Annotated in this window: 15 protein-coding genes; 3 read left to right on the forward strand and 12 right to left on the reverse strand. The window is 67.2% G+C overall.

Annotation, left to right across the window (positions count from 1 at the left end; genetic code table 11):
* Positions 1–5: 5 nt before the first annotated feature.
* The gene (locus QC821_RS18490) at positions 6–1,469 is read right to left on the reverse strand and encodes a glyceraldehyde-3-phosphate dehydrogenase (protein ID WP_309724494.1); all 1,464 of its coding nucleotides are present in this window, start codon (positions 1,467–1,469) and stop codon (positions 6–8) included.
* A gap of 185 nt (positions 1,470–1,654) precedes the next feature.
* On the opposite strand from QC821_RS18490, the gene mfd reads away from it, so the two are divergent.
* Together mfd and QC821_RS18500 are read left to right on the forward strand one after the other, a co-directional pair.
* Positions 1,655–5,116: a transcription-repair coupling factor gene (gene mfd, locus QC821_RS18495; protein ID WP_309724496.1), complete on the forward strand. Its 3,462-nt coding sequence runs from the start codon at positions 1,655–1,657 to the stop codon at positions 5,114–5,116.
* Positions 5,117–5,160: 44 nt separating this feature from the next.
* Positions 5,161–6,264 carry a L,D-transpeptidase family protein gene (locus QC821_RS18500; protein WP_309724498.1) on the forward strand — a complete coding sequence of 368 codons (1,104 nt, stop codon included), beginning with the start codon at positions 5,161–5,163 and terminating at the stop codon, positions 6,262–6,264.
* Between the two features lie 260 nt (positions 6,265–6,524).
* On the opposite strand, the gene QC821_RS18505 is transcribed toward QC821_RS18500, so the two are convergent.
* The 11 genes from QC821_RS18505 to topA form a co-directional block, all read right to left on the reverse strand.
* Positions 6,525–6,788, reverse strand: a complete 264-nt coding sequence (locus tag QC821_RS18505; protein WP_089660681.1) for an Lpp/OprI family alanine-zipper lipoprotein — start codon at positions 6,786–6,788, stop codon at positions 6,525–6,527.
* Positions 6,789–6,976: 188 nt separating this feature from the next.
* Entirely contained in the window at positions 6,977–7,573 is a 597-nt protein-coding gene (locus QC821_RS18510) for a L,D-transpeptidase family protein (RefSeq protein WP_309724502.1), read from the reverse strand.
* Between the two features lie 119 nt (positions 7,574–7,692).
* Complete coding sequence (locus QC821_RS18515; protein WP_309724503.1) at positions 7,693–9,279, reverse strand: ABC-F family ATPase; 1,587 nt, start codon at positions 9,277–9,279, stop codon at positions 7,693–7,695.
* A 364-nt stretch (positions 9,280–9,643) separates the two neighbouring features.
* Positions 9,644–10,102 carry a hypothetical protein gene (locus QC821_RS18520; protein WP_309724505.1) on the reverse strand — a complete coding sequence of 153 codons (459 nt, stop codon included), beginning with the start codon at positions 10,100–10,102 and terminating at the stop codon, positions 9,644–9,646.
* A gap of 385 nt (positions 10,103–10,487) precedes the next feature.
* Positions 10,488–10,961, reverse strand: coding sequence for a LabA-like NYN domain-containing protein (locus QC821_RS18525; protein ID WP_309724507.1), 474 nt, complete (start codon positions 10,959–10,961; stop codon positions 10,488–10,490).
* Between the two features lie 28 nt (positions 10,962–10,989).
* Positions 10,990–14,145, reverse strand: coding sequence for an efflux RND transporter permease subunit (locus QC821_RS18530; RefSeq protein WP_309724509.1), 3,156 nt, complete (start codon positions 14,143–14,145; stop codon positions 10,990–10,992).
* The gene (locus QC821_RS18535) at positions 14,142–15,284 is read right to left on the reverse strand and encodes an efflux RND transporter periplasmic adaptor subunit (protein ID WP_309724510.1); all 1,143 of its coding nucleotides are present in this window, start codon (positions 15,282–15,284) and stop codon (positions 14,142–14,144) included. The genes QC821_RS18530 and QC821_RS18535 overlap by 4 nt, the downstream gene beginning before the upstream one ends.
* Positions 15,285–15,289: 5 nt before the next feature.
* The gene (locus QC821_RS18540) at positions 15,290–17,488 is read right to left on the reverse strand and encodes a TolC family protein (RefSeq protein ID WP_309724512.1); all 2,199 of its coding nucleotides are present in this window, start codon (positions 17,486–17,488) and stop codon (positions 15,290–15,292) included.
* A 220-nt stretch (positions 17,489–17,708) separates the two neighbouring features.
* Positions 17,709–17,945, reverse strand: coding sequence for a hypothetical protein (locus QC821_RS18545; RefSeq protein ID WP_309724514.1), 237 nt, complete (start codon positions 17,943–17,945; stop codon positions 17,709–17,711).
* Positions 17,946–18,126: 181 nt separating this feature from the next.
* The gene (locus tag QC821_RS18550) at positions 18,127–18,588 is read right to left on the reverse strand and encodes a DUF6586 family protein (RefSeq protein ID WP_309724516.1); all 462 of its coding nucleotides are present in this window, start codon (positions 18,586–18,588) and stop codon (positions 18,127–18,129) included.
* Positions 18,585–21,221 (reverse strand): type I DNA topoisomerase, encoded by a 2,637-nt coding sequence (gene topA / locus QC821_RS18555; RefSeq protein WP_309724518.1) that lies wholly within the window; start codon positions 21,219–21,221, stop codon positions 18,585–18,587. The genes QC821_RS18550 and topA overlap by 4 nt, the downstream gene beginning before the upstream one ends.
* Before the next feature lie 330 nt (positions 21,222–21,551).
* On the opposite strand from topA, the gene pyk reads away from it, so the two are divergent.
* A complete protein-coding gene (pyk, locus tag QC821_RS18560; RefSeq protein ID WP_309724520.1) occupies positions 21,552–23,009 on the forward strand; it encodes a pyruvate kinase in 1,458 nt (485 codons plus the stop codon).

A 23,009-nucleotide genomic window follows, 5' to 3' on the forward strand; every position in this document is an offset into this window, starting at 1 on the left:
GACGATCAGTCGCGGTCCTTGGGGAACACCAGGAAGCTGACGTTGGACATATGCTGGAGGATACGCACCACCTGGCAGCTGTAGCCGAACTCGTTGTCGTACCACACATAGAGCACCGCATTCTTGCCGTCGGCGATGGTCGCCTTGGCGTCGACGATGCCGGCGTGGCGGTTGCCGACGAAGTCCGACGACACCACTTCCGGCGAATCGACGTAGTCGATCTGCTTCTGCATCGGCGAGTGCACCGCCATGCGCCGCAGGTAGTCGTTGAGCGCCTCGGCGTCGGTGTCCTGGTGCAGGTTGAGGTTGAGGATCGCCATCGACACATTGGGGATCGGCACGCGGATGGCGTTGCCGGTCAGCTTGCCGGTGAGCTCGGGCAGCGCCTTGGCCACCGCCTTGGCGGCGCCGGTCTCGGTCAACACCATGTTGAGCGGCGCGCTGCGGCCACGGCGGTCGCCCTTGTGATAGTTATCGATCAGGTTCTGGTCGTTGGTGTAGGCGTGTACCGTCTCGACGTGGCCGTGCTCGATACCGTACTGGTCATTGATCGCCTTGAGCACCGGCACGATGGCGTTGGTGGTGCACGAGGCGGCGGAGACGATGCGGTCGTCGCTGGTGATGTCGGCGTGGTTGATGCCGTAGACGACGTTCTTGATATCGCCCTTGCCCGGCGCGGTCAGCAGCGCCTTGGCCGCCCCCTTGCACGCGAGGTGCTGGGAGAGGCCCTCCTCGTCGCGCCACATGCCGGTGTTGTCGACGATCAGGGCATTGTCGATGCCGTAGGCGGTGTAGTCGATCTCGGAGGGCGAGTCGGCGTAGATCACCTTGATGTAGTTGCCGTTGGCGATCAGCGCGCTATTCTCGGCATCCACGGCAATACTGCCCGAGAAGGGGCCGTGTACCGAGTCGCGGCGCAGCAGGCTGGCGCGCTTCTCGAGGTCCTTGGCGATATCGCCGCGACCGCGCACGACGATGGCGCGCAGACGCAGCAGATTGCCGCCGCCGGCCTTCTCGATCAGGATCCGCGCGAGGATGCGGCCGATACGCCCGAAACCGTAGAGCACTACGTCCTTGGGCTCGTTGTGGTTGCCGTTGCTCTGATGCCCGCCGACGATCTCGGCCAGCTCACGCTCGAGGAAGGCGTGGACGTCACCGTTGCCGCGGGTCTTGTAGGCCACCGCCAGCTTGCCGACGTCGATGTGGGCCGGCCCCAGGTCGAGCTCGGTCATGGCCTTGACCAGCGGGAAGGTGTCGCGCACGTCGAGCTCGGTGCCCTCGACCTTCTTGACGAAGCGGTGGTCCTTGAGGATACGAATCACCGACTGGTTGATCAGCGAGCGGCCGAACAGCGAAGTGACGATGTTGTACTGGCGATAGAGCTTGCCCAGCAGCGGAATCATTTCTTCGGCGATGGCTTCGCTACCTTGCCACTCCTCAAAGACGGTCTCGAGCGTTTGCTGACTCACGTGGGGCCTCTTCTACGTCATGGGTATCGAATGTGGCGCTATTATCGCGGCAGCGCAGCACGACAGCAATTGCTGGATGGTCGCAGCCGCTGTAGGGCAATTACAGAATCGCGGGCTTGACTACAAGATACATATAAGGCTGCTATTATCGCGGATTCGCTCTCAAGGTTCGCGATTTCGATACCATGCCGCATTTTTCTCCGCTCGACCCACCGCGCCCCTCCGGCACCCGCGAGACGCTCTACTGGCAGCGCCCCCACGGCAGCGCCCTGGCCCTGGCCCTGGCGCGCCTGGCTGCCGATGCACCGTTGCTGGTGATCACCGCCGACACCGCCGAGGCCCAGCGCCTGGAAAACGACCTGGCGTTCTTCGCCGACGCCCCGGTGATGCCCTTCCCCGACTGGGAGACGCTGCCCTACGACAGCTTCTCGCCGCATCAGGACATCGTATCGGCACGGCTACGCACCCTGCGCGAGCTGCAGCAGGCCAGCCACGGCATCGTACTGGTACCGATCAACACACTGATGCAGCGCCTGGCACCGGTGGAGTACATCGCCGGGCGGGTCTTGAGCCTGGAAGTCGGCCAGACCCTGGACCGCGAGGGCTTTCGCGAGAGCCTGTCGCGGGCCGGCTACCGCGCGGTGGAAACGGTCTATGAGCCCGGCGAGTACGCCCTGCGCGGCGCGCTGATCGACCTCTACCCGATGGGCAGCGAAGCGCCGCTGCGCATCGACCTGTTCGACGACGAGATCGACACCCTGCGCCACTTCGACCCCGACACCCAGCGCAGCCAGGACAAGGTCGAGCGGGTCGAGCTGCTGCCAGCCCACGAGTATTCGCTGTCGCGCAGCGCCATCGCCTGCTTCCGCGAAGGCTTCGAGACGCTGTTCGACGTCGACCCGCGCCAGTGCCCACTCTACGTCGATGCCCTCAAGGGCATCCCTTCGCCGGGCCTGGAGCAGTACCTGCCGCTGTTCTTCGAGGAAACCGCGACGCTGTTCGAGCATCTTGCCGCGAGCACCCGGGTCGCCACCCTGCCCGGTGTGTTCGAGGCCGCCGAGCACCACTGGGCGGCGATCGAGAGCCGCTTTGAGAACCTCGGCGTCGACCCTACCCGGCCGCTGCTGCCGCCGCATCGCGCCTTCGTGCCGGTAGCCGAGGTGTTTGGCGCCATCAAGCGCCACCCACGGGTGGCGATGACCGAGGACCCCGACCACCCCCACGTGCGGCTGTCGGCCACCCAGCCGCCGCCCACGGTGGCCATCAACGCCCGCGCCCAGCAGCCGCTGGCATCATTGCAGCGCTTCCTCGCCGACCATCCGACGGCGCGGGTGCTGTTCGTCGCCGAGTCCCGCGGCCGCCGCGAGGCCATCGAGGAGCAGCTCGCCCCGCTGCATCTCGCCCTGCCCCACGTCGACGACTGGCACGCTTTCGCCGGCGGCGAGCAGCACCTGGCGATTACCGAGGGCGGCCTCGAGGCCGGCCTGGCAATGGGTGACAGCGACGCCGGCATCACGCTTGCCGTGGTCACCGAGTCGGAGCTGTTCGGCGACGTGGTGCGCCAGAGCCGCCGGCGCGCCAAGGCCACCGACGACAATGAGCTGGCGGTGCGCCACCTGGCCGAGCTCCACGAGGGCTCACCGGTGGTCCACCAGGCCCACGGCGTAGGCCGCTACCTGGGCCTGGAGCGCCTCGAGGCCGGCGGCCAGGCAGCAGAATTCCTGGCCCTGGAGTACGCCGACGGCGCCAAGCTCTACGTGCCGGTGGACAGCCTGCACCTGATCTCACGCTACGCCGGCGCCAGCGACGAGCTGGCACCGCTGCACAAGCTCGGCTCGGAGACCTGGGACAAGGCCAAGAAGAAGGCCGCCGAGAAGATACGCGACACCGCCGCCGAGCTGCTCGATGTCTACGCCCGGCGCGAGGCGCGGGTCGGCTTCGCCTGCGACCTGCCGGTGGAGGAGTACGCGCGCTTCGCCGGCAGCTTCCCCTTCGAGGAGACCCCCGACCAGCGGGCAGCGATCGGCGCGGTGATCGGCGACATGACCCGCACCCAGCCGATGGACCGCGTGGTGTGCGGCGACGTCGGCTTCGGCAAGACTGAAGTGGCGATGCGCGCCGCCTTCCTGGCCGTGCACTCCGGCCGCCAGGTGGTGGTGCTGGTGCCCACCACCCTGCTCGCCCAGCAGCACTACGACAACTTCCGCGACCGCTTCGCCGATACCGCGGTGCAGGTCGAGCTGATCTCGCGCTTCACCGGCGGCAAGGGCCAGGCCGAGTCGCTCAAGCGCATCGAGGAGGGCCGCGCCGATATCGTCATCGGTACCCACAAGCTGCTCGCCAAGCGCATGCACTTCCCCAACATGGGGCTGCTGATCATCGACGAGGAGCACCGCTTCGGGGTCGCCCAGAAGGAGCGCCTCAAGAGCCTGCGTGCCGAGGTCGACATCCTGACCCTGACCGCCACGCCGATCCCGCGCACCCTCAATATGGCGATGAGCGGCATCCGCGACCTGTCGATCATCGCCACCCCGCCGGCGCGGCGGCTGTCGGTGAAGACTTTCGTCCAGCAGCGCAACGAGGCGGTGGTCAAGGAGGCGATCCTGCGCGAGATCCTGCGCGGCGGCCAGGTCTACGTGCTGCACAACGAGGTCAAGACCATCGAGACCAGCGCCGAGCAACTGCGCGAGCTAGTGCCCGAGGCACGGGTGGCGGTAGCCCACGGCCAGCTGCCTGAGCGCTCGCTGGAGCGCATCATGTCCGACTTCTACCACAAGCGCTTCAATGTGCTGGTGTGCTCGACCATCATCGAGACCGGCATCGACGTACCCAGCGCCAACACCATCATCATCGAGCGCGCCGACAAGTTCGGCCTGGCCCAGCTGCACCAGCTGCGCGGCCGCGTAGGCCGCAGCCATCACCAGGCCTACGCCTACCTGCTGACCCCGCCGCCCAAGGCGATCACCCGCGATGCCGCCAAGCGCCTCGAGGCGATCAGCCAGGCCGAGGACCTCGGCGCCGGCTTCACCCTGGCCAGCCATGACATGGAGATTCGCGGCGCCGGCGAGCTGCTCGGCGACGAACAGAGCGGCCAGATGGAAACCATCGGCTATAGTTTGTATATGCAGATGCTCGAGCGTGCGGTGAAGGCAATCAAGGCCGGCAAGACGCCGAACATCGAGGCGCCGCTGGACCAGGGGGTGGAAATCAGCCTGAATCTGCCGGCGCTGATCCCGGACGACTACATGCCTGATGTGCAGCAGCGCCTGATCATGTATAAACGCATTGCCAGCGCCGAGGACGAGGCAGCACTCAAGGAACTGCAGGTCGAACTGGTAGACCGTTTCGGCCTGCTGCCGGCACCGCTCAAGACGCTGATGCGCCAGACCCGGCTGCGCCAGCGCGCCGAGCGGCTGGGCATTTCGCGGCTGGAGGCGGGGCCACAGCGCGGCCGGGCGATATTTGCCACCGGCACCGCCGTCGACCCGATGACGCTGGTCACCCTGATACAGAAGGATCCGGTTCACTACCGGCTCGATGGCGCCGATACCCTGCGCTTCGAGCTCGAGATGGAAACCGAAGAAACGCGCTTCAGCGTGGTCGAAGGCCTGCTGGAGCGATTGAACCGCAAGACCGAGGCGGCTTGAACGGCTGACACCGAGCAAGCGCCTGATGATAAAGGTATGACTCGGTGAACGAGACCAAGCCCATGAACATGCACCTGACCCACGGCCTGAGCGGACGCCTGCGTGCCGCCCTGGCCACAGCCCTGCTGGCGATCTCGCCGCTGGCACTGGCCGATGCCGCCAACGGCGAACGCCCGGTGGGGCACTATCCTATCCCCGAGCGGGGCGACGTGATCGGCAGCATCCAGACCGTGACCGCGGCCAAGGAAGACACCCTGATCGACATCGGCCACCGCTTCGGCCTCGGCATCGAGGAGATGCGCCGTGCCAACCCCGAGCTGAGCATGTGGTACCCGGGCGAAGGCGCCGAGGTGGTGCTGCCTACCCAGCACATCCTGCCCCCCGGCCCGCGCGACGGCATCGTCGTCAACCTGCCGGAGATGCGCCTCTACTACTACCCGCCCACGGCCAGCGGCGAGACGCCGATCGTCGAGACCTACCCGATCAGCGTCGGCCGCGAAGGCTTTGCCACGCCGGTGGCCTCGACTCGCACCACCATGAACATCAAGGATCCGCACTGGGCGCCGCCGCGCTCGATGCGCGAAGAGGCCGCCGCCCGCGGCGAGCCGCCGCCCGCGGTGGTCCCGCCCGGCCCCGACAACCCGCTGGGCCGGCATGCGATCCTGCTCGGCCTGCCGAGCTACCTGATCCACGGCACCAACCAGCCCGACGGCGTCGGCATGCGCGCCAGCCGCGGCTGTATCCGCATGCTGCCGCGGGATATCGAGTCGCTCTACTCGCGGGTACCAGTGGGCACCGCCGTGCACCTGATCAACGAGCCGTTCAAGGCCGGCTGGGACGCTGAGGGCACACTACTGGTGCAGTCGTTCCCGCTGCTCGACGAGCAGGAGGGCTCCTTCCAGCCGGTGCTCAACGCCCTGGAGATGCTCGCCAGCGCCTTCGGCGATGAACAACCCCCGGTAGATTACGCTCGCGTGCGCGCCGAGGTCGAGGCGCCCAAGGGCCAGCCGGTGGCGGTGCTGCGTGAAGCCCGCGAGGAAACCATCGAGCACGCCGATGAGCCACACCCCACTCCCGAAGGCATCTACCGCCACCTCGGCGAGCCTGACAACGGCCTCTACCAGCAGCTCGAACTGGCGATGGGCTGAAAGACGTTGCAAAAAAAGCCCGGGCCATGGGCCCGGGCAAATTTGCAGGGTGCAAACGATTTGCCAAGGGATGCTAGTCGTTTGCCAGGCTAGGTTACTCCCCTTACCCACCGAGGGTTACCCTCAATAGCCGGCAGGAAACCTCGCAATTCTCTTCTTGCCCTTTTCCCCCTGACACAAACGCCGAGGCCGGCTCCTGATGGAGCCGGCCTCGGGTAAACCGATGCTGAAAGCGTTAGCTTTCGGCACCCATGACAGAATTACTTCTGCATGGAGCGCTCGAACATGCGGTTCATCTCTTCGCGGTTTTCGCGAGACATCTGCAGAGCAGCCTGAGCGTCGCGCTGCGCTTGGTTAGCGGTGTTCTGTGCCTGGTTGGCCACGTTCAGCGCTTCAGAAGCGTCAGCCTGAGCGGACTCAGCTGTCATGCGCACTTCGTCCAGGGCGCCGGTAGAGGCACAGCCCGCCAGAATCGCCAGAGATGCAGCGGCAGCGGTAAGCTTCAGAGTGTTCTTAATGGTCATGGTGTTCTCCTTGAGAGACTTCCTTGGTTCAGCTTGGGTTGTGCCTGCTTAACAGGCGTCCTGCTATTGCAGGTTCTTCTGCACGTCACGATGGCAATAATAGACAGCCAACACGTGATGTCAAACACTGTTTTATTATAGACAGGCTCCGCCTGTCTACACGAAAAAACCTATCGCGCCCCTAGAGCCTAGCGGATCACGACCCGTGTGCCAATGCCGATCAGCTCGGCAAGCCGCTCGATCTCCTCATTGGTCACCGCCACGCAGCCCAGGGTCCAGTCGAAACGACCGTGAATCTCCGGATCGCCGCCGCCAATGCCGTGCAGGCCGATGTTACCACCCAGTACGGTGTCCTGGGGCGGACGACCATGGCGACGCAGGAAATAGTGGTACTCCTCGTACTCGACACGGCTCATCACGCCGGCGTTGAGCGCTTCCAGCGCATTCCACGGCGTGGGGTAGTCGACGGCGAAGAACAGGTGAAAGCGGCTCTCGGGGTTGATGCCGTTGATACGAAACTCCCCCTGAGGGGTCTGCTTGTCGCCCCGCACCCGCATGCGGGCGGCGCCGCGCTGACCGATCGAGATGCCATGAATGCGCTCGATGGGAAAGTCGCCGCGATACACCGTGAGCGTAGCATCGCTGTTATCGACCTTGACCCACACTTCAAACGGGTCGCGGGGGCCAAAATCGGTGGCGATGTTGTCGATCAGGCTGGCCTTCAGGCCAAGGGTCGGCGCAAGCGCCATCGCGATGATGGCGATCAGTCGGGTGAGTCGGCTCATGGAGTCAGGTGCTCTCGTCTAACACGTTCAATGAGTGTCTTCTACGCTATCGGGCGCGCCGTGACAAACCCTATTTATCACCGCGCGTTCAACGCACTTGCGGGAGGCCACAATCGGCTCTAACCAAGTCCTTGGCTGCGTAGATAGTCCTCATAGCTGCCGCTGAAGTCGATGATCCCCTGCGGCGTCATGTCGAGCACCCGGGTGGCCAGCGAGGAGACGAATTCGCGGTCGTGGCTGACGAAGATCAGCGTGCCGGGGTAGTGCTCCAGGGCCAGGTTGAGGGCTTCGATGGACTCCATGTCGAGGTGGTTGGTGGGCTCGTCCATCAGCAGCACGTTGGGATTGATCAGCGACAGCTTGCCGAACAGCATGCGGCCCTGCTCCCCCCCCGACAGCACCTTGACCGACTTGCCGATATCGTCGCTGCTGAACAGCATCCGCCCCAGTGCGCCGCGCACCACCTGCTCGCCGGCATCGGTCCACTGCTGCATCCATTCGAACAGCGTGGCCGAATTGGCGAAGTCGTCGCCGTGGTCCTGGGCGAACACGCCAAGCTCGGCGCTGTCGGTCCACTTGGCGCTGCCGCTGTCAGGCGCCAGCTCGCCGCTCAGGGTCTTGAGCAGCGTGGTCTTGCCGATGCCGTTGGGGCCGATGATGGCGATTCGCTCGCCGGCCTCCACCGTCATCGAGATCCCCTCGAACAGTGGCGCACTGTCGTAGCCCTTGGTCAGTCCCTCGACGTTGAGCGCATTGCGGTGGATCTTCTTGTTCTGCTCGAAGCGGATGAACGGGCTGACCCGGCTCGACGGCTTGATGTCGGTGAGCTTGATCTTGTCGATCTGACGCGCCCGTGAGGTGGCCTGCTTGGCCTTGGAGGCGTTGGCCGAGAAGCGGCTGACGAAGGCCTGCAGCTCGGCGATCTGCGCCTTCTTCTTGGCGTTGTCGGCGTGCATGCGCTCGCGCACCGCGGTGGCGGCGGTCATGTAGTCGTCGTAGTTGCCGGGGAACAGGGTGATCTCGCCATAGTCCAGGTCGGCCATGTGCGTGCACACGCTGTTGAGGAAGTGGCGGTCGTGGGAAATGATGATCATGGTGCTGTCGCGAGCGTTCAGCACCCCTTCCAACCAGCTGATGGTGGCGATATCGAGGTGGTTGGTGGGCTCGTCGAGCAGCAGCACGTCGGGATCGGCGAACAGCGCCTGGGCGAGCAGCACGCGCAGCTTCCAGCCGGGCGCCACGGCGCTCATCGGGCCGTGGTGCTGGTCGAGAGGGATGCCCAGCCCCAGCAGCAGCTCGCCGGCGCGGGCATCGGCGGTGTAGCCGTCGAGCTCGGCGAAGCGCACTTCCAGGTCGGCCACCGCCATGCCGTCGGCTTCGCTCATCTCGGGCAGCGCGTAGATGCGCTCGCGCTCGGCGGCCACCGACCAGAGTTCGGTGTTGCCCATGATCACGGTGTCGATGACCCGCTGGTCCTCGAAGGCGAACTGGTCCTGGCGCAGCTTGCCGAGCCGCGCATCGGGCTCGACCATCACCTGACCGGCGCTGGGCTCGAGATCGCCGCCGAGGATCTTCATGAAGGTCGACTTGCCGCAGCCGTTGGCGCCAATCAGACCGTAGCGATGGCCCTTGCCGAACTTGACGGAGACGTTCTCGAAAAGGGGCTTGGCCCCGAACTGCATGGTGATATTGGCGGTAGAGATCAAAGCGGCGTCCCGGATAGTGCAAAGGGGCGCGATTGTACGCGCTATCGGGCCGCGGTTCACCCTGTGCTGGCTAGCATTCCCACTACGCCCGGTCACCAGAGAGACAAAGGTATTGCAGTGACCGGCATCGCTCGGGACTCATCCGGCGGCAGGCCTGCGAGGAGGCGCTGTAAACCCCTCCCTGGGCGCTACCTTGCGCCCTGCTGCGCTCTCGCATCCTGCTTCGCTTGCAGGACCGGTGCTGGCCATCCTTGGCCAGCCCGTTCGGAGGAATCCTCCTCACCCATGGCGCAAACCTCCTCTACGGCCAGCCCCCGGCGTCCCTCGCTATCAGCATTACCCGAGGCGGAGCAGCTCAACGCCGCTAAACCGCCGCCTGCTGATGGTTCGGCGGGTCGTGGCGCTCGACGGTAAAGATCGACTGCAGCTTGTCCTTCTTTCCGTACAGGTGGACGGTGGTCTGATCGAAGGGGAAGTACTCGATGTATTCGCTGTGCAGGTTGAAGCGCGGCTTGTGGGCATTGATCATCGCCGCCGCCAGTCGCTCGCGGTTGATATGCCCCGAGAGGCCGACGCTGACCCACAGCGCCTCCTCCGGCTGCAGGAAGTCTCGCCAGCTGGCGTGGTCCTCATGGAAGGTCAGGCCGTGGCGGGCATTGCGGTGCTCGCCTACGTAGATCAGCTCCTGCACCTCCATCTCGCCGCTTTCGGGGTCGTGGGCGGCGCGGTAAACGCAGTAGATCCCCGACTCATCGGGCACCTCGCTGAGCTCATCCAGCGTCCAGTAGCCAAGCATCTTGGGGGAAAGCAGTTGATCTGACATCGCTATCACCTCCTATTGCTCGCCTGACGATGTGGGCGCCAAACCCGACACCCAACGTGGCGACTCACCTACAGCCTAGTCAAATTGGGCGTTTTTGCCCTACCCGCGCCTAGGCTAAGGGCCTGCCGACAAAGGCGCTAGCCACTGCCACTAGCGAGGAACGCCGGGGGCAGGCCGAAGAGGAGGGTTCTACGCCAGGGGTGAGGAGGATTCCTCCGAACGGGCTGGCCAAGGATGGCCAGCCCCGGTCCTGCAAGCGGAGCAGGATGCGAGAGCGCAGCTGGGCGTAGGTAGCGCCCAGGGATGGTTTACAGCGCCTCCTCGAAGGCCTGCCGACGGATTAGTGCCGAGCGACAGGCTAAACAGGCGAGTCGGGGCGATGTTGCTAGCGCAACAAGTCGCCTTCAATCGGCACGAAGTGACTTGCGGCGCGCATCAGCGAGGCGGCGGTGAGGCGCTCGACACCAACCACCTCGACGGGAATCCCATAGCGCTCGCGGATGCGGCTCACCAGCAGGTCGAAGTCGCCGTCGCCGGAGAGCAGCACCAGGCGGTCGACCTCGGCGGCGGCCTCCATGGCGTCGAGGGTGATGCCAACGTCCCAGTCGCCCTTGGCCGAGCCGTCGCTGCGCTGGATGAAGGGCTTGAGCTTTATCGTAAAGCCGATGCGGCGCAGGATCGCCTGGAACTGCTGCTGGCGCGGGTCGCCGCGCTCCACCGCATAGGCGTTGGCGACCACCACCTCGCGGTCGGCCGCGAAGCGCGCCCAGCAGGCGTGGTAGTCGAAATGACGACCGAACGCCTCGCGGGTGGTGTAGTAGACGTTCTGCACGTCGACCAGTATCGCGACTCGTTCCACCGGTGCTGCCTCATCAGGGAGTAGGCCTTCAGCCTGACACAGCTCGCCCCTCGGCGTCGCCTGCTGGCGCCTCGTGCTTGTCGACCGGCACGCGCATCAGCAGCGCGTAGAGCACCGGCACCACGCACAGGGTGATGATCGAGGCGGCCAGCAGGCCGAAGATGATGGCAATGGCCATCGGCGCCCACAGCAGGCCGCCGCCCAGCCACAGCGGCAGCAGGCCGCCACTGGTGGTCAGGGTCGACATCACCACCGGCCGCAGGCGGCGGCTGCCGGCCTCGAGGATCGCCTCCAGCGGCGCCAGGCCGCGGCTACGCTCGAGATCGATGCGGTCGATCAGCACGATGGCGTTGTTGATCACGATGCCGGCCAGCGACACCACCCCGAGGAAGGTCATGATGCCGAAATGCGAGCCGGTGATCAGCAGGCCGAAGACCACCCCGATCAGCGACAGCGGGATAGTCGTCAGGATGATCAGCGGGCGCCGCAGCGAGTTGAACTGCATCACCAGCAGCACCAGGATCACCATGGCACCGATCGGTAGCTTCTCGGCGATCGAGGCGGTGCCGATCTGCGAGGCCTCCATCTCGCCGCCGAATTCGTAGAAAACGTCACTGGGCCAATCGGCCTGCTGAGCGTCGAGCCAGGGGCGCAGCTCGGCGGCCATCGCCTCGGCAGTGATCCCCGGCGCCAGCTCCGACTCCACCGAGATGGTCTGATAGCGGTCGCGGCGCAGGATGCGCGGCGGCCCCCAGACCATCTTGACCTCGGCGACCTGGGCCAGCGGCACACCCTGGCCGCCCTCCTGGGGCATCACCACCACGTCGTCGAGCTCGTCGGCATTGCGCAGCTCGCCGCGCTCATGGCGCAGCATGATCGGCACCAGGGTGTCGCCGTCGCGGAAGGTCGACACCTCGATACCCGACAGCGCCGACTGCAGGCTCAGCGCCACATCGCGCTCGGTGACCCCGGCGCGAAGGGCCCGCGCCGGGTCGACGTCGACGCGCAGCCGCTTGACCCAGTCGCCCCAGTCGTCGCGCACGTTGCGGGTACCCGGCTGGTCGTCGGTATGGCGGCGCACCTGCTCGGCGATCTCGGCCAGCCTTTCGCGGTCGTTGCCCGACAGCCGGATCGACAGCGGCACCTTGACCGGCGGGCCGAAGCTGGTGGCCTTGACGCTGGCGCGCAGGTCGGGAAATTCATCGTTGAGCCACTCGTCGAGCTCGCCGATCAAGGGGGCGACGGCCTCCCAGCGGTTGGCCTGCAGCAGCATGAAGGCGTACTCGGGGCTCGGCGGCTCCGGGGCGTGATTGATGATATAGCGCTCGCCACCGAAGCCGATGAAGCTGCCCCAGTGGGTCACGCCGTCGCGGCGCCACTCGCCGGCGTCATCGCGCTCGGCGGCAAGCGCCTCGCCGAGATGCGCCTCGATCGCCTCGACCACCTCGCGGGTGCGCTCGATGGGCGCCGAATAGGGTAGCCGCAGCTCGACGGTGACCAGGTTACGTTCGGCCTGGGGAAAGAAGATCTTGGGCAGATAGCCATAACCGACCAGGGTCAGGGCGAACAGCCCCAGCACCACGCCCAGGGTCGGCAGCGGATGGCGCAGCAGCGCCAGCAGGCCGCGTCGATAGCGCGGGTAGACGGCGCGTGCCACACGCCCCGCGGGCTGCTCGCCGGCATCTGCTGGCTGGGCGTCGGAGGTCTCGCGCTTGGGCTTGAGCAGTGCCACGCACAGCAGCGGGATCATGGTCAGCGACAGTAGCCACGACGACAGTAGCGTTATGGTCACCACCTGGAACAGCGAGCGGGTGTATTCGCCGACATCGGAGACCGCCAGGAACTGCGGCAGGAAGGCCGCCGAGGTGGTCAACGAGGCGGTCAACAGCGGAAAGCGCAGCTGGGCGGCCGACTCCAGCGCCGCCTGGCGCACGCTCTTGCCCTCGCGGGTCGAGACCTGGATCGACTCGACCATGACGATGGCGTTGTCGACCAGCATGCCCAGGGCGATGATCAGCGCCCCCAGCGAGACCTGATTGAGGCCGATGTCGAACAGCCCCATGAAGGCCAGGCAGGCGAGGATCGCCGCCGGCACCAGGCTGGCCACGATCAACCCGGTGCGCAGGCCGAGGAACAGCAGCATCACCACGCAGACCAGCACCACCGCCTGCAGCAGGTTGATCAGGAACTCATTGATGCGCTCGTCGACGCGGTCCGGCTGGAAGGCCAGTTCCTCGAATTCGAGGCCAATGGGCAGTTCGGCCTCTATCTCGGCGATGCGCTGGCGCACCTGATCGCCCAGGTCGGTGATATTGCCGCCCTCGCGCATCGCTACACCCAGCGCCAGGCCCGGTACGCCACTGGCGTGGTAACGGCTCATCGGCGGGTCGGCGTAGCCGTGATAGACCTCCACCAGCGAGCCCAGCGGCACGCGCTCGCCTTCAGGCAGCGGCACCAGCGCGCGGCGGATGTCGTCGATGCTTTCGAAGTTGCCGGTGGGCTCGAGCACCAGCCGCTCGCTGCCCGAGCGGATCGCCCCACCGGGCAGCACGATATTGCGCGCCGCCAGCAGCTGCCCGAGGCCCTGGGGCGACACCTCGAGCTCGGCCAGCCGCGCCTCGTTGTAGTCGAGGAAGATCCTCTCCTCGGCATAGCCATGGAGGGTGACCTTGGCCACGTCGGGCAGCTGCAGCAGGCGATCGCGGGCGTCGTCGGCGACCTGCTTGAGCTCGGCCGGCGAGAAGCCCTCGCCGGTCAGCGACAGCATGATGCCGAACACATCGCCAAACTCGTCGTTGATCTGCGGCGGGTGGGCCTCGTCGGGCAGTTGGTGCTGGATATCGCCGATCTTGCGCCGCAGCTTGTCCCAGCCGGCCTGGACGTCGGCCACATCGGGGCGCAGCTCGACGCGGATGATCGACACCCCGGCCCGCGAGGTACTCTCGACATAGTCGAGTTCCGGCATCTCCATGATCGCGGTTTCCAGCGGGTCGCTGACCAGCTGCTCTATGCGCTCCGGGGTGGCACCCGGCATCGGCGTGACGATCTGCGCCACGCGCACCGTGACCTCGGGATCCTCGGCTCGCGAGATGCCCAGGTAGCTGATCACCGCCCCCAGGAAGATAACCAGCAGCGCCACCACGGTGACGCGGTTGTAGCGCAGCGCGGCAGCGGTGAGGCTCATCGGTTCGCCTCCAGGCGCACCCGCTGGCCGTCGCTGATACGGCTCATGCCGGCGACTACCAGCCGCTCGCCGGCATCGAGTCCGGCAACGATCTCAAGCGACTCGCCCTGGCGTCGCCCGAGGCCTATCTCGCGCCGCTCGATCTGCGCCAGCGGCCGGTCGTTGGCGTCGGTCTCCGCCGCGTCCTCCTCGAGGGCCACATAGACGTAGTGGCCGGCGTCATCCTCGCCCACCGCCGCCATCGGCACCCACAGCGAGTCGGCGCCGTTGGCGGCCTGCGGCAGGCGGATCTCGGCGGCCATGCCCGGCGTGAGCGTCGCCGAAGCGCTATCGTCGCCAACCTCCAGGCTGACCCGCAGCGGCCAGGTCGCCTGGGGCGGCTGCAGCGGCAGGCCGATCTCGGCCACCCGCCCCTGCAGCGTGAGCCCCAGTAGCGGCAGCTCGACCTCGACCCGATCGCCCTCTTCAACCCGTTCGAGCAGGTCCTCGGAGAGCGCCGCACGCACGTCCATGCCCTCGCCGCAGGCGAGTACCAGCACCGGCTGGCCGGCGCCGACGTTCTCCCCCGCTTCGACCAGCCGCTGGGCCACGCGACACGCCCCCGGCGAGTCGAGCTCGGCAAACCCCAACTGGCGTTCGGCCAGCGCCAGCTGACGCTCGGCACTGCGCTGCTGGGCACGAGCCGACTCGACCTGGGCGCGGGCGGCATCAAGCTGGCGCGCCGGTGCGCTGCCGGCCTCATACAGGCGCCGGGCACGCTGCCACTCGGCCTCGGCATTGGCCGCAGTGGCCGCCGCACTGGCCAGACCGGCTTGGGCCTGGTCGCGCTGCAGCGTGATATCGGTACTGTCGAGGCGCGCCAGCGGCTGGCCGGCCGCGACCCGCTCGCCGACGCTGACCTCGAAGGCATCGAGCTGGCCATCGAGACGAAAACTCAGGCGGCGGTTGGCCCCCGCCTCGAGCCGCCCGGGCAGGCGCCGCTCGGCATCCGGCACGCCCGGCTCGACTAGCTGGGTGCGCACCGGGCGCAGCGCCTCCTCGGCGGGGGGGGCACTGTCGCAGCCGATCAGGGCCAAGGCCAGCAGCAGGATGGTCGGGGGGAGAATCCAGGGCGTCATACGCATGGGCTTCCGGGTCATGGGTATCATTGCGGCAAGCTTGCCAGCAGGCGGTCGCGGTCGGCGGGGGTGAGCGGGCCCGGCAGCATGCCCAGGGCGCGCTGCAGATGTATCAGCGACTGCAGGTACTGCCAGCGCGCCTCGACCTCGGCCAGTTGGGCCTGGCGTGCGCTGGTCTGGGCATCGAGCAGCGCGACCTGCTCGGCGGCGCCCTCGCGCCAGGCCGACTCGACGAGATCACGGGCCGCCACGGCGTTGTCGCGGGAGGTCTCGCGCAGGCCGATGCGCCGCCAGGCGGCGGCCAGTTCGACGCTCGCCGCGCGCAGCTGGGTCTCGATACCCTGCCGGGCATCCTCTTCGCGCAGGGTGACACTCTCCAACTGGCGCGCGCTGCGTTCGCGCTCGAGGCTACGGCGCCCGCCGGCATACAGCGGCAGGCGCGCCGAAATCCCCACGCTCCAGGCGTCCGAGCCGGTCTCGGGGAACGTCACGCCGGCGTCGTCGAGGGCGGCCACGCCGGCCTGCACCGCGGCAGCATCGGACTCCCAGGGGGCGCTGTCGCCTGCGCCGTCACGGTAGAGCTCACGCTCGTAGCTGACCTGCAGGCCCACCTCCGGCGCCCAGAAGGCGCGCCGCCGCGAGACCAGCTCGCGCTGGGCCGCCTCGCGCCCCGCAGCCAGCGCCTGCAGCTCGCGGGAGTCGCGCAGCGCGTCCGCCAGCAGCTGCGTCTGCCACTGTTCGAGGCGCGCCGGGCTGCGCACCGCCGCAGCGAAGCGTTCATCACCAGCCAGCCACTCGGGCCGCCGGGTATCCGGCGCCTGGGGTCGCAGCGCCGCCGACGGCGCACGGCCCAAGCGGCGGTTGAGTGCCAGCCTGAGCTGCTCGCGCTGGGCCTGCGCCTGGTCGAGCCGCTCACGGGCCTGGGCGCGCTCGCTTTCGAAGCGCATCCGCTCCTCGCGGCCGGCGGCACCGGCCGCCTCGCGCCGCTCGGCCTGGCGCAGATTGGCATCGACCAGTTCGAGGTCTTCGCGCAGCACCTCGAGCTGGGCATCGAGACGCAGCGCGTCGAGAAACTCGCGGGCGGTCTCCAGCGCCAGGTCGAGGCTCTCGACCTCCAACTCGGCGCGGCGCACCCGGTCGAGGCTCGCGCTGACCGTCAGCGCGGCCAGGGCAGGCTCCGAGAACAGCAGCTGCTCGAGGGTCACGCCGGCGGTGGCGCGGCGCTCGGGCTGCTGGCCAAGTCCCAGGGCGGCGCGCTGCTCATCGATCTGGCGGCCGGTGGCCTCGAGATAGAGATTGGGCCGCCAGCGCGAGCGCGCCTCGTCCTCTGCCAGCGCCTCGGTGTCGACCTCGTGGCGGGCGATTTCGAGGTTCAGGTTGTCGGACAGCGCCAGTGCTATCGCCTGCTCGAGGCTCAGGGTACCCGCCTCACTCGCATCGCCAGGGGCCTCGCCCCACGACGCCTCGAGCAGTCGCGCGCGGGTCAGCAAGGCAAAGTCCGGCGACCAGCCGAGCGCCCTTGCCGTAGCCAGGTTGAGCCACTCGCGCCCCTGGGTCGGCCAGGCATCCAGCGCCTCGACCGGGCGACCGGCGGCACGATCGTCGAGACGCAGCGCCAGCCGCCGCAGCCAGGCGGCTTCATCTACCGCCCCGGGCAACGACAGCAGCGCGCCGTGCTCGACCTGGGCGGGGTCGGAGAGCGCCACGCCGGGCACGCCGGCGTCCGTGAGCGCCTCGAACCAGTCGCGCTGGGCGTCGGCGTCGAGCGCCGGCAGCGCCAGGATCAAGGCGATGTCGGCGGCGGCGATCTCGGCAATGGCGTCGTGGCGTGGGGGGTGCAGTGAGAGCCTGATATCGCGGGCCGAGGCGCGCTCGGCAAGCAGCTCAGCGGCGCGCTGGGCCTGCGCCGCCGGGCCGACGATGGCGATATGCCGCAGCGCGGTACCCCCGGCCAGGTCGTCGGGCAGATGAATAAAGGGGTCGCGCTCACCGCGTAGTCCCTGCTCGAGGTCGTCGGCGTCGCGAAAGGACGGCGCCTGCGCATCGCCGATCAGCCTCAGCGGCTCGCGGCCGGCGCTGAGGCGCTCTAGCTCGGCTTCTAGCTGTACCAGTGACGCGCTGCCACGCGGCAGATCCGCCGGCGCCACGCTGACGCTGGCCGCCCAGGCCACCACCGGCAGCCAGGCGACCAGCGCCATCATTCCCTTGAGGCTCCCTGCGATCATGATCACTCTCGCTTGATCGTTATTGCGTCATGTCCGAAACGCGCGGCCTGTTCCGACCTTGGGCGCGACTGCTGTGCCAGAGTTTAAACGAGTGATTGAATTTTACCAGCCGGCCTGAGAAGGCCACCCTGAAAGGGAGAACGGCACCCTTGCCTTGGTGCTACCAGCAAAAAGCCCGCCGGTTAACGGCGGGCTCGATCGTAAATTGCGCAGCGTTGACTCAGTGCAGGGTGGCGGGGAAGGCCTGGTCGTCGCTCTCTTCCTGCCACAGTTTACTGCGGGTAATAGCGTGGTCGATCATCTCCTGGGCGACCTCGAAGCGGCTCTGGCGCAGCAGCTCGGCGGCCTCCTCGGAGAAACGAATGCGCAGCAGCGGCTCGCCCTCGCCCTCGGCGGGTCGCAGCACGATCTCGCCGTCGCTGAGCTCGACGATTTCCAGGATAGCGGTATCAGACACGGCGACCTCTCTCCCAGCGTGGGGACACTAGCGGTGACAACAAAAAACGACCAGGGCAAGGACCATGGTCGTCGTCTTGATGGCCAGACTACCACTTAGGGCGGCGCGGCGTCACCACTGAAACCTCCTCTTCTGCCTGTCCCTGGCGTCCTTCGTCTAAGGGCAATAGCGATAGCCTTGGTCACCACTCCTCGCTGGTTTCGCGCAGGGTGGCAAGGGTCGCCTTGAACCCGGCGAGGGCCTCGCCCAGCTCGTCGGCCAGGCTGTGCTGGGCGGCGCTGACGATCAGGCCGCTGCGCGGCGGCTGGCGGCGTGCCGCGCCCTCCACGGCGTGCAGCGCCTCGAGGCGCGCCAGCAACACGTCCAGCCAGCTGCCGTCGCGGCGCGCCAGCTCGCGCAGGTGCTCGAGGGCGGCCAGCGGCGGACTGTCGTCGGCGAGCAGCTCGCGCCAGTCGTGGCGCGCCAGCAAGGCATGCTCGGTGAGTTCGCGCAGCGCGGCATTCAAGGCCAGCTCGAGCAGGGCCAGGGCGCCCTCCTCCTGCGCCATGCGGCGTGCCGCGGCGTGTTCGTCGTCACCCGGCGCCTGAGCGAGCAGCAGCTCGGCCTGGTAGAGCAGCTGGTTGGTGCGCCCGCGGGGGGTCATTTGCGCTTGTCCTCCACCTGCCACTTGCCGTTCTCGTAGAGCGCCTTCCAGCCGGTGGCCTTGCCGTCCTCGTCGGTCATCACGAACTGGCTCTTGGTCTTGCGCGAGAAGCGGATCTGCGCCGGCCGCCCGTCCGGGTCCTCGCTGGGCGCCTCGAGCAGGAAGTGATACTTCTCGGGCAGCTCCTCGGCGTGGGCCTTGAGCTCCTTGACCAGCGGCGGGCGGGTCTCGCGGTTCTTGGGAAACTGACTGGCGGCCAGGAACAGGCCGCTGGCGCCGTCGCGCAGCACGTAGTGGTCATCGACCTTCTGGCAGGCCAGCTCGGGCATCGGGATCGGGTCGATCTTGGGCGGCGCCACCTCGCCGCTCTTGAGCAGCTTGCGGGTGTTCTTGCACTCGCTGTTGGTACAACCGAAGTACTTGCCGAAGCGGCCGCTCTTGAGCTGCATCTCGCTGCCGCACTTGTCGCACTCGATGACCGGGCCTTCGTAGCCCTTGAGCTTGAAGCGCCCCTGCTCCACCTCGTGGCCGTCGCAGTCTGGGCTATTACCGCAGATATGCAGCTTGCGGGTCTCGTCGATCAGATAGCTGTCCATCGCCGTGCCGCACTTGGGGCAGCGGTGCTTGGCGCGCAGCGCCTCGGTCTCGGCCTCTTCGCCGGCGTCGGCGGCTACCGCCTCCTCGCCGGGGATCAGGTCGATGGTGGTCTTGCAGCGCTCCTTGGGCGGCAGGTTGTAGCCCGAGCAGCCCAGGAAGACCCCGGTGGAGGCGGTGCGGATCTGCATCTTGCGCCCGCAGGTCGGGCAGTCGATGCCGGTCGGCACCGGCTGGTTGGGGCGCATGCCATCTTCGCTCTCGGCGATCTCGAGCTCTTTCTTGAACTCGGCGTAGAAGGCGTCGAGCAGCGCCTGCCAGTTGCGCTCGCCCTCGGCGACTTCGTCTAGGCCGTCTTCCATGCGCGCGGTGAACGAGAAGTCCATCAGGTCGGGAAACGACTCCTTGAGACGCTCGGTGACGATATCGCCGAGCTTCTCGGCATAGAAGCGCCGGCTCTCGAGCTTGACATAGCCGCGGTCCTGGATGGTCGAGATGATCGAGGCGTAGGTCGACGGCCGGCCGATGCCGCGCTTCTCCAGCTCCTTGACCAGGCTCGCCTCGGTGAAGCGCGCCGGCGGCTTGGTGAAGTGCTGCTGCGGATCGAGCTGCTCGAGGGTCATCGACGTGCCCTCGGCGAGGTCGGGCAGCGACTGGTCCTCGTTCTTGCCCGACGGCTTCATTACCCGGGTATAGCCGTCGAACTTGAGCACCCGGCCCTTGGCGCGCAGCTCATAGCCGTCGACCTCCACCGTCAGGGTGCTGGACAGATACTCCGCCGGGGTCATCTGGCAGGCCACGAACTGGCGCCAGATCAACTCATAGAGCCGTTCGGAGTCACGCTCCATACCGGAAAGGTCGCTGGCCTTGAGGGTGACGTCGGAGGGGCGAATCGCCTCGTGGGCCTCCTGGGCGCCCTCCTTGCTGGAGTAGCGGTTGGGCGCCTCGGGCAGGTAGCGCTTGCCGTAGGCCTGCTCGATATGCTCGCGCACGCCGTCCACCGCATCCTTGGAGAGATTGGTGGAGTCGGTCCGCATGTAGGTGATATAGCCCGCCTCATAGAGGCGCTGGGCCAGGGTCATGGTCTTCTTGACCGAGAAACCCAGGCGGCCGCTGGCGGCCTGCTGCAGGGTCGAGGTAATAAAGGGCGCATTGGGCTTGGAGCGGGTCGGCTTGTCCTCCCGCGCGGTAATCGCCAGGCTCGCCTTGCGCAGCGCGGCGATGCGTTCCAGGGTTTCGGTCTCCGAGGTGGGCCGGAAGGCCTTGCCATCCTGGCGCACCAGTTCGAAGCGGATCGGATCGGCCTTGGCGTCGTCGGCCACCGCCAGGTCGGCGTGGACGTCCCAGAACTCCTCGGGCACAAAGGCACGGATCTCGCGCTCGCGCTCGACGATCAGACGCACCGCCACCGACTGCACGCGACCGGCGGAGAGCCCGCGGGCGACCTTGGCCCATAGCAGCGGCGAGAGCATGAAGCCCACCACGCGATCGAGGAAGCGCCGCGCCTGCTGCGCCTCGACGCGCTCGATATTGAGGCTGCCAGGCTCCTTGAAGGCCTCCTGGATGGCGTTCTTGGTGATCTCGTTGAACACTACCCGCTTGTAGCGCGAGGGGTCACCGCCGATGGTCTCCTGAAGGTGCCAGGCAATCGCCTCCCCTTCGCGGTCCAAATCCGTCGCCAGATAGACGGCGTCGGCCTTCTCGGCGTGCTTCTGCAGCTCGGCGACCACCTTCTCCTTGCCCGGCAGCACCTCGTAGTGCGCTTCCCAGCCATGCTCGGGGTCGATGCCCATGCGCCGGATCAGCTGATCCCACGACTTGTGCTTCTTGTATACCGCCTTCTCTTCCGGCGACATCTTGCGTGTCGCAGCGGCCTGGCGGGCGCGCTCCTTAGGGTCGGAGGCTGCCTTGCCCGAGCCGCTGGTCGGCAGGTCACGGATATGACCCACGCTCGACTTCACGATGAAATCGTTGCCGAGGTACTTATTGATCGTCTTGGCCTTGGCCGGCGACTCGACGATGACCAGTGACTTGCCCATAGTGCTCCACATTCCTGTTGTCCGGGCCAGCGCCCTGGACCTGCGAGTCGTTCGCCACACGTACTACTACATGTACTACGCGGCGTTGGAAAAATGCGCCTACCCTAACCCAGTGCCAGAAGCCGCGCTAGTCTCGGCGCTGGCGCCGAGCCGCCACGCTCCTTTGACCCTAGACCGCCGGGAGTGGGCTCGGCAAGACGTTTCCCGGGTCGAGCCCTTGGTGTAGTATCATGTAGTAAAATCACTACATAATACCAAGCACGCCGGCCGAGCCTGTGCCGAGAGCGCATAGGCCACTGATTCACCGGCACTATTCTTCAGGAGAGACAGATGTCGACAGCCCCGCTCAACGCTATCCGCCGCACCAAGATCGTCGCCACCCTGGGACCGGCCAGCGACCGCGACGGCGTACTCGAAGCCATGCTCGAGGCCGGCGTCGACGTGGTGCGCCTCAACTTCTCCCACGGCTCCGCCGATGACCACCGCCGCCGCCTGGCCCGGGTCCGCGAGATCGCCGCGCGCCTCGGCAAGAGCGTTGCCGCCCTGGGGGACCTGCAGGGCCCCAAGATCCGTATCGCGCGCTTCGCCAACGGCGCAGTGACCCTTGACGAGGGTGCCAGCTTCGTTCTCGACATGGCGCTGGACAGCGACGCCGGCGACGCCTCCCGGGTCGGCTGCGACTACAAGACCCTGGCCGCCGACGTCGCCGTCGGCGACCGCCTGCTGCTCGACGACGGTCGACTGGTGCTCGAGGTCAGCGCCATCCAGGGTGACGAGGTCCACACCACGGTGGTGGTCGGCGGCAAGCTGTCCAACAACAAGGGCATCAACAAGCAGGGCGGCGGCCTCTCCGCCGCAGCGCTCACCGACAAGGACAAGGCCGACCTCGAGACCGCCATCGACATCGGCGTCGACTACCTCGCGGTCTCCTTCCCGCGCTCCGCCGCCGATATGCAGGAGGCCCGCGACCTGCTCGGTGAAGCCGGCAAGGAGATCGGCCTGGTGGCCAAGGTCGAGCGCGCCGAAGCAGTGGCCGACGATGCCACCCTCGACGGCATCATCCTCGCCTCCGAGGCGGTGATGGTAGCGCGTGGCGACCTCGGCGTGGAGATCGGCGACGCCCAGCTGATCGGCGTGCAGAAGCGCATGATCAAGCGCGCCCGCAGCCTCAACCGCGCGGTGATCACCGCCACCCAGATGATGGAGTCGATGATCGACTCGCCGCTGCCGACCCGGGCCGAGGTGTTCGACGTCGCCAACGCGGTGCTCGACGGCACCGATGCGGTGATGCTATCCGCCGAGACCGCCGCCGGCGACTACCCGGTAGAGACCGTCGAGGCGATGCACCGGCTGTGCCTGGGCGCCGAGCGCGAACGCACCGCCCAGGAGTCGGGCCACCGCATCCACGAAGGCTTCACCCAGATCGACGAGACCATCGCGCTGTCGGCGATGTACGCCGCCAACCACCTCGAGGGTGTCGCCGCCATCGCCTGCATGACCGCCACCGGCTATACGCCGCTGATCGCCTCGCGGATTCGCTCGGGGCTGCCGATCGTCGGCCTGGCCCACAGCGCCACCGCCCAGCGGCGCATGGCGCTGTATCGCGGCGTGGTCTCGCTGCCCTTCGACACCGCCGACATGGACCCCACCGAGCTCAACCGTCAGGCCATGGCGATCCTCAAGGACCACGGCATTGCCGAAGCCGGCCAGCTGATGATCCTGACCCGCGGCGACCATATGAACGCCCACGGCGGCACCAATACCATGAAGATTCTCGAGGTACAGTGA

Source organism: Franzmannia qiaohouensis (assembly GCF_031451695.1).
Taxonomy (GTDB): Bacteria; Pseudomonadota; Gammaproteobacteria; order Pseudomonadales; family Halomonadaceae; genus Franzmannia; species Franzmannia qiaohouensis.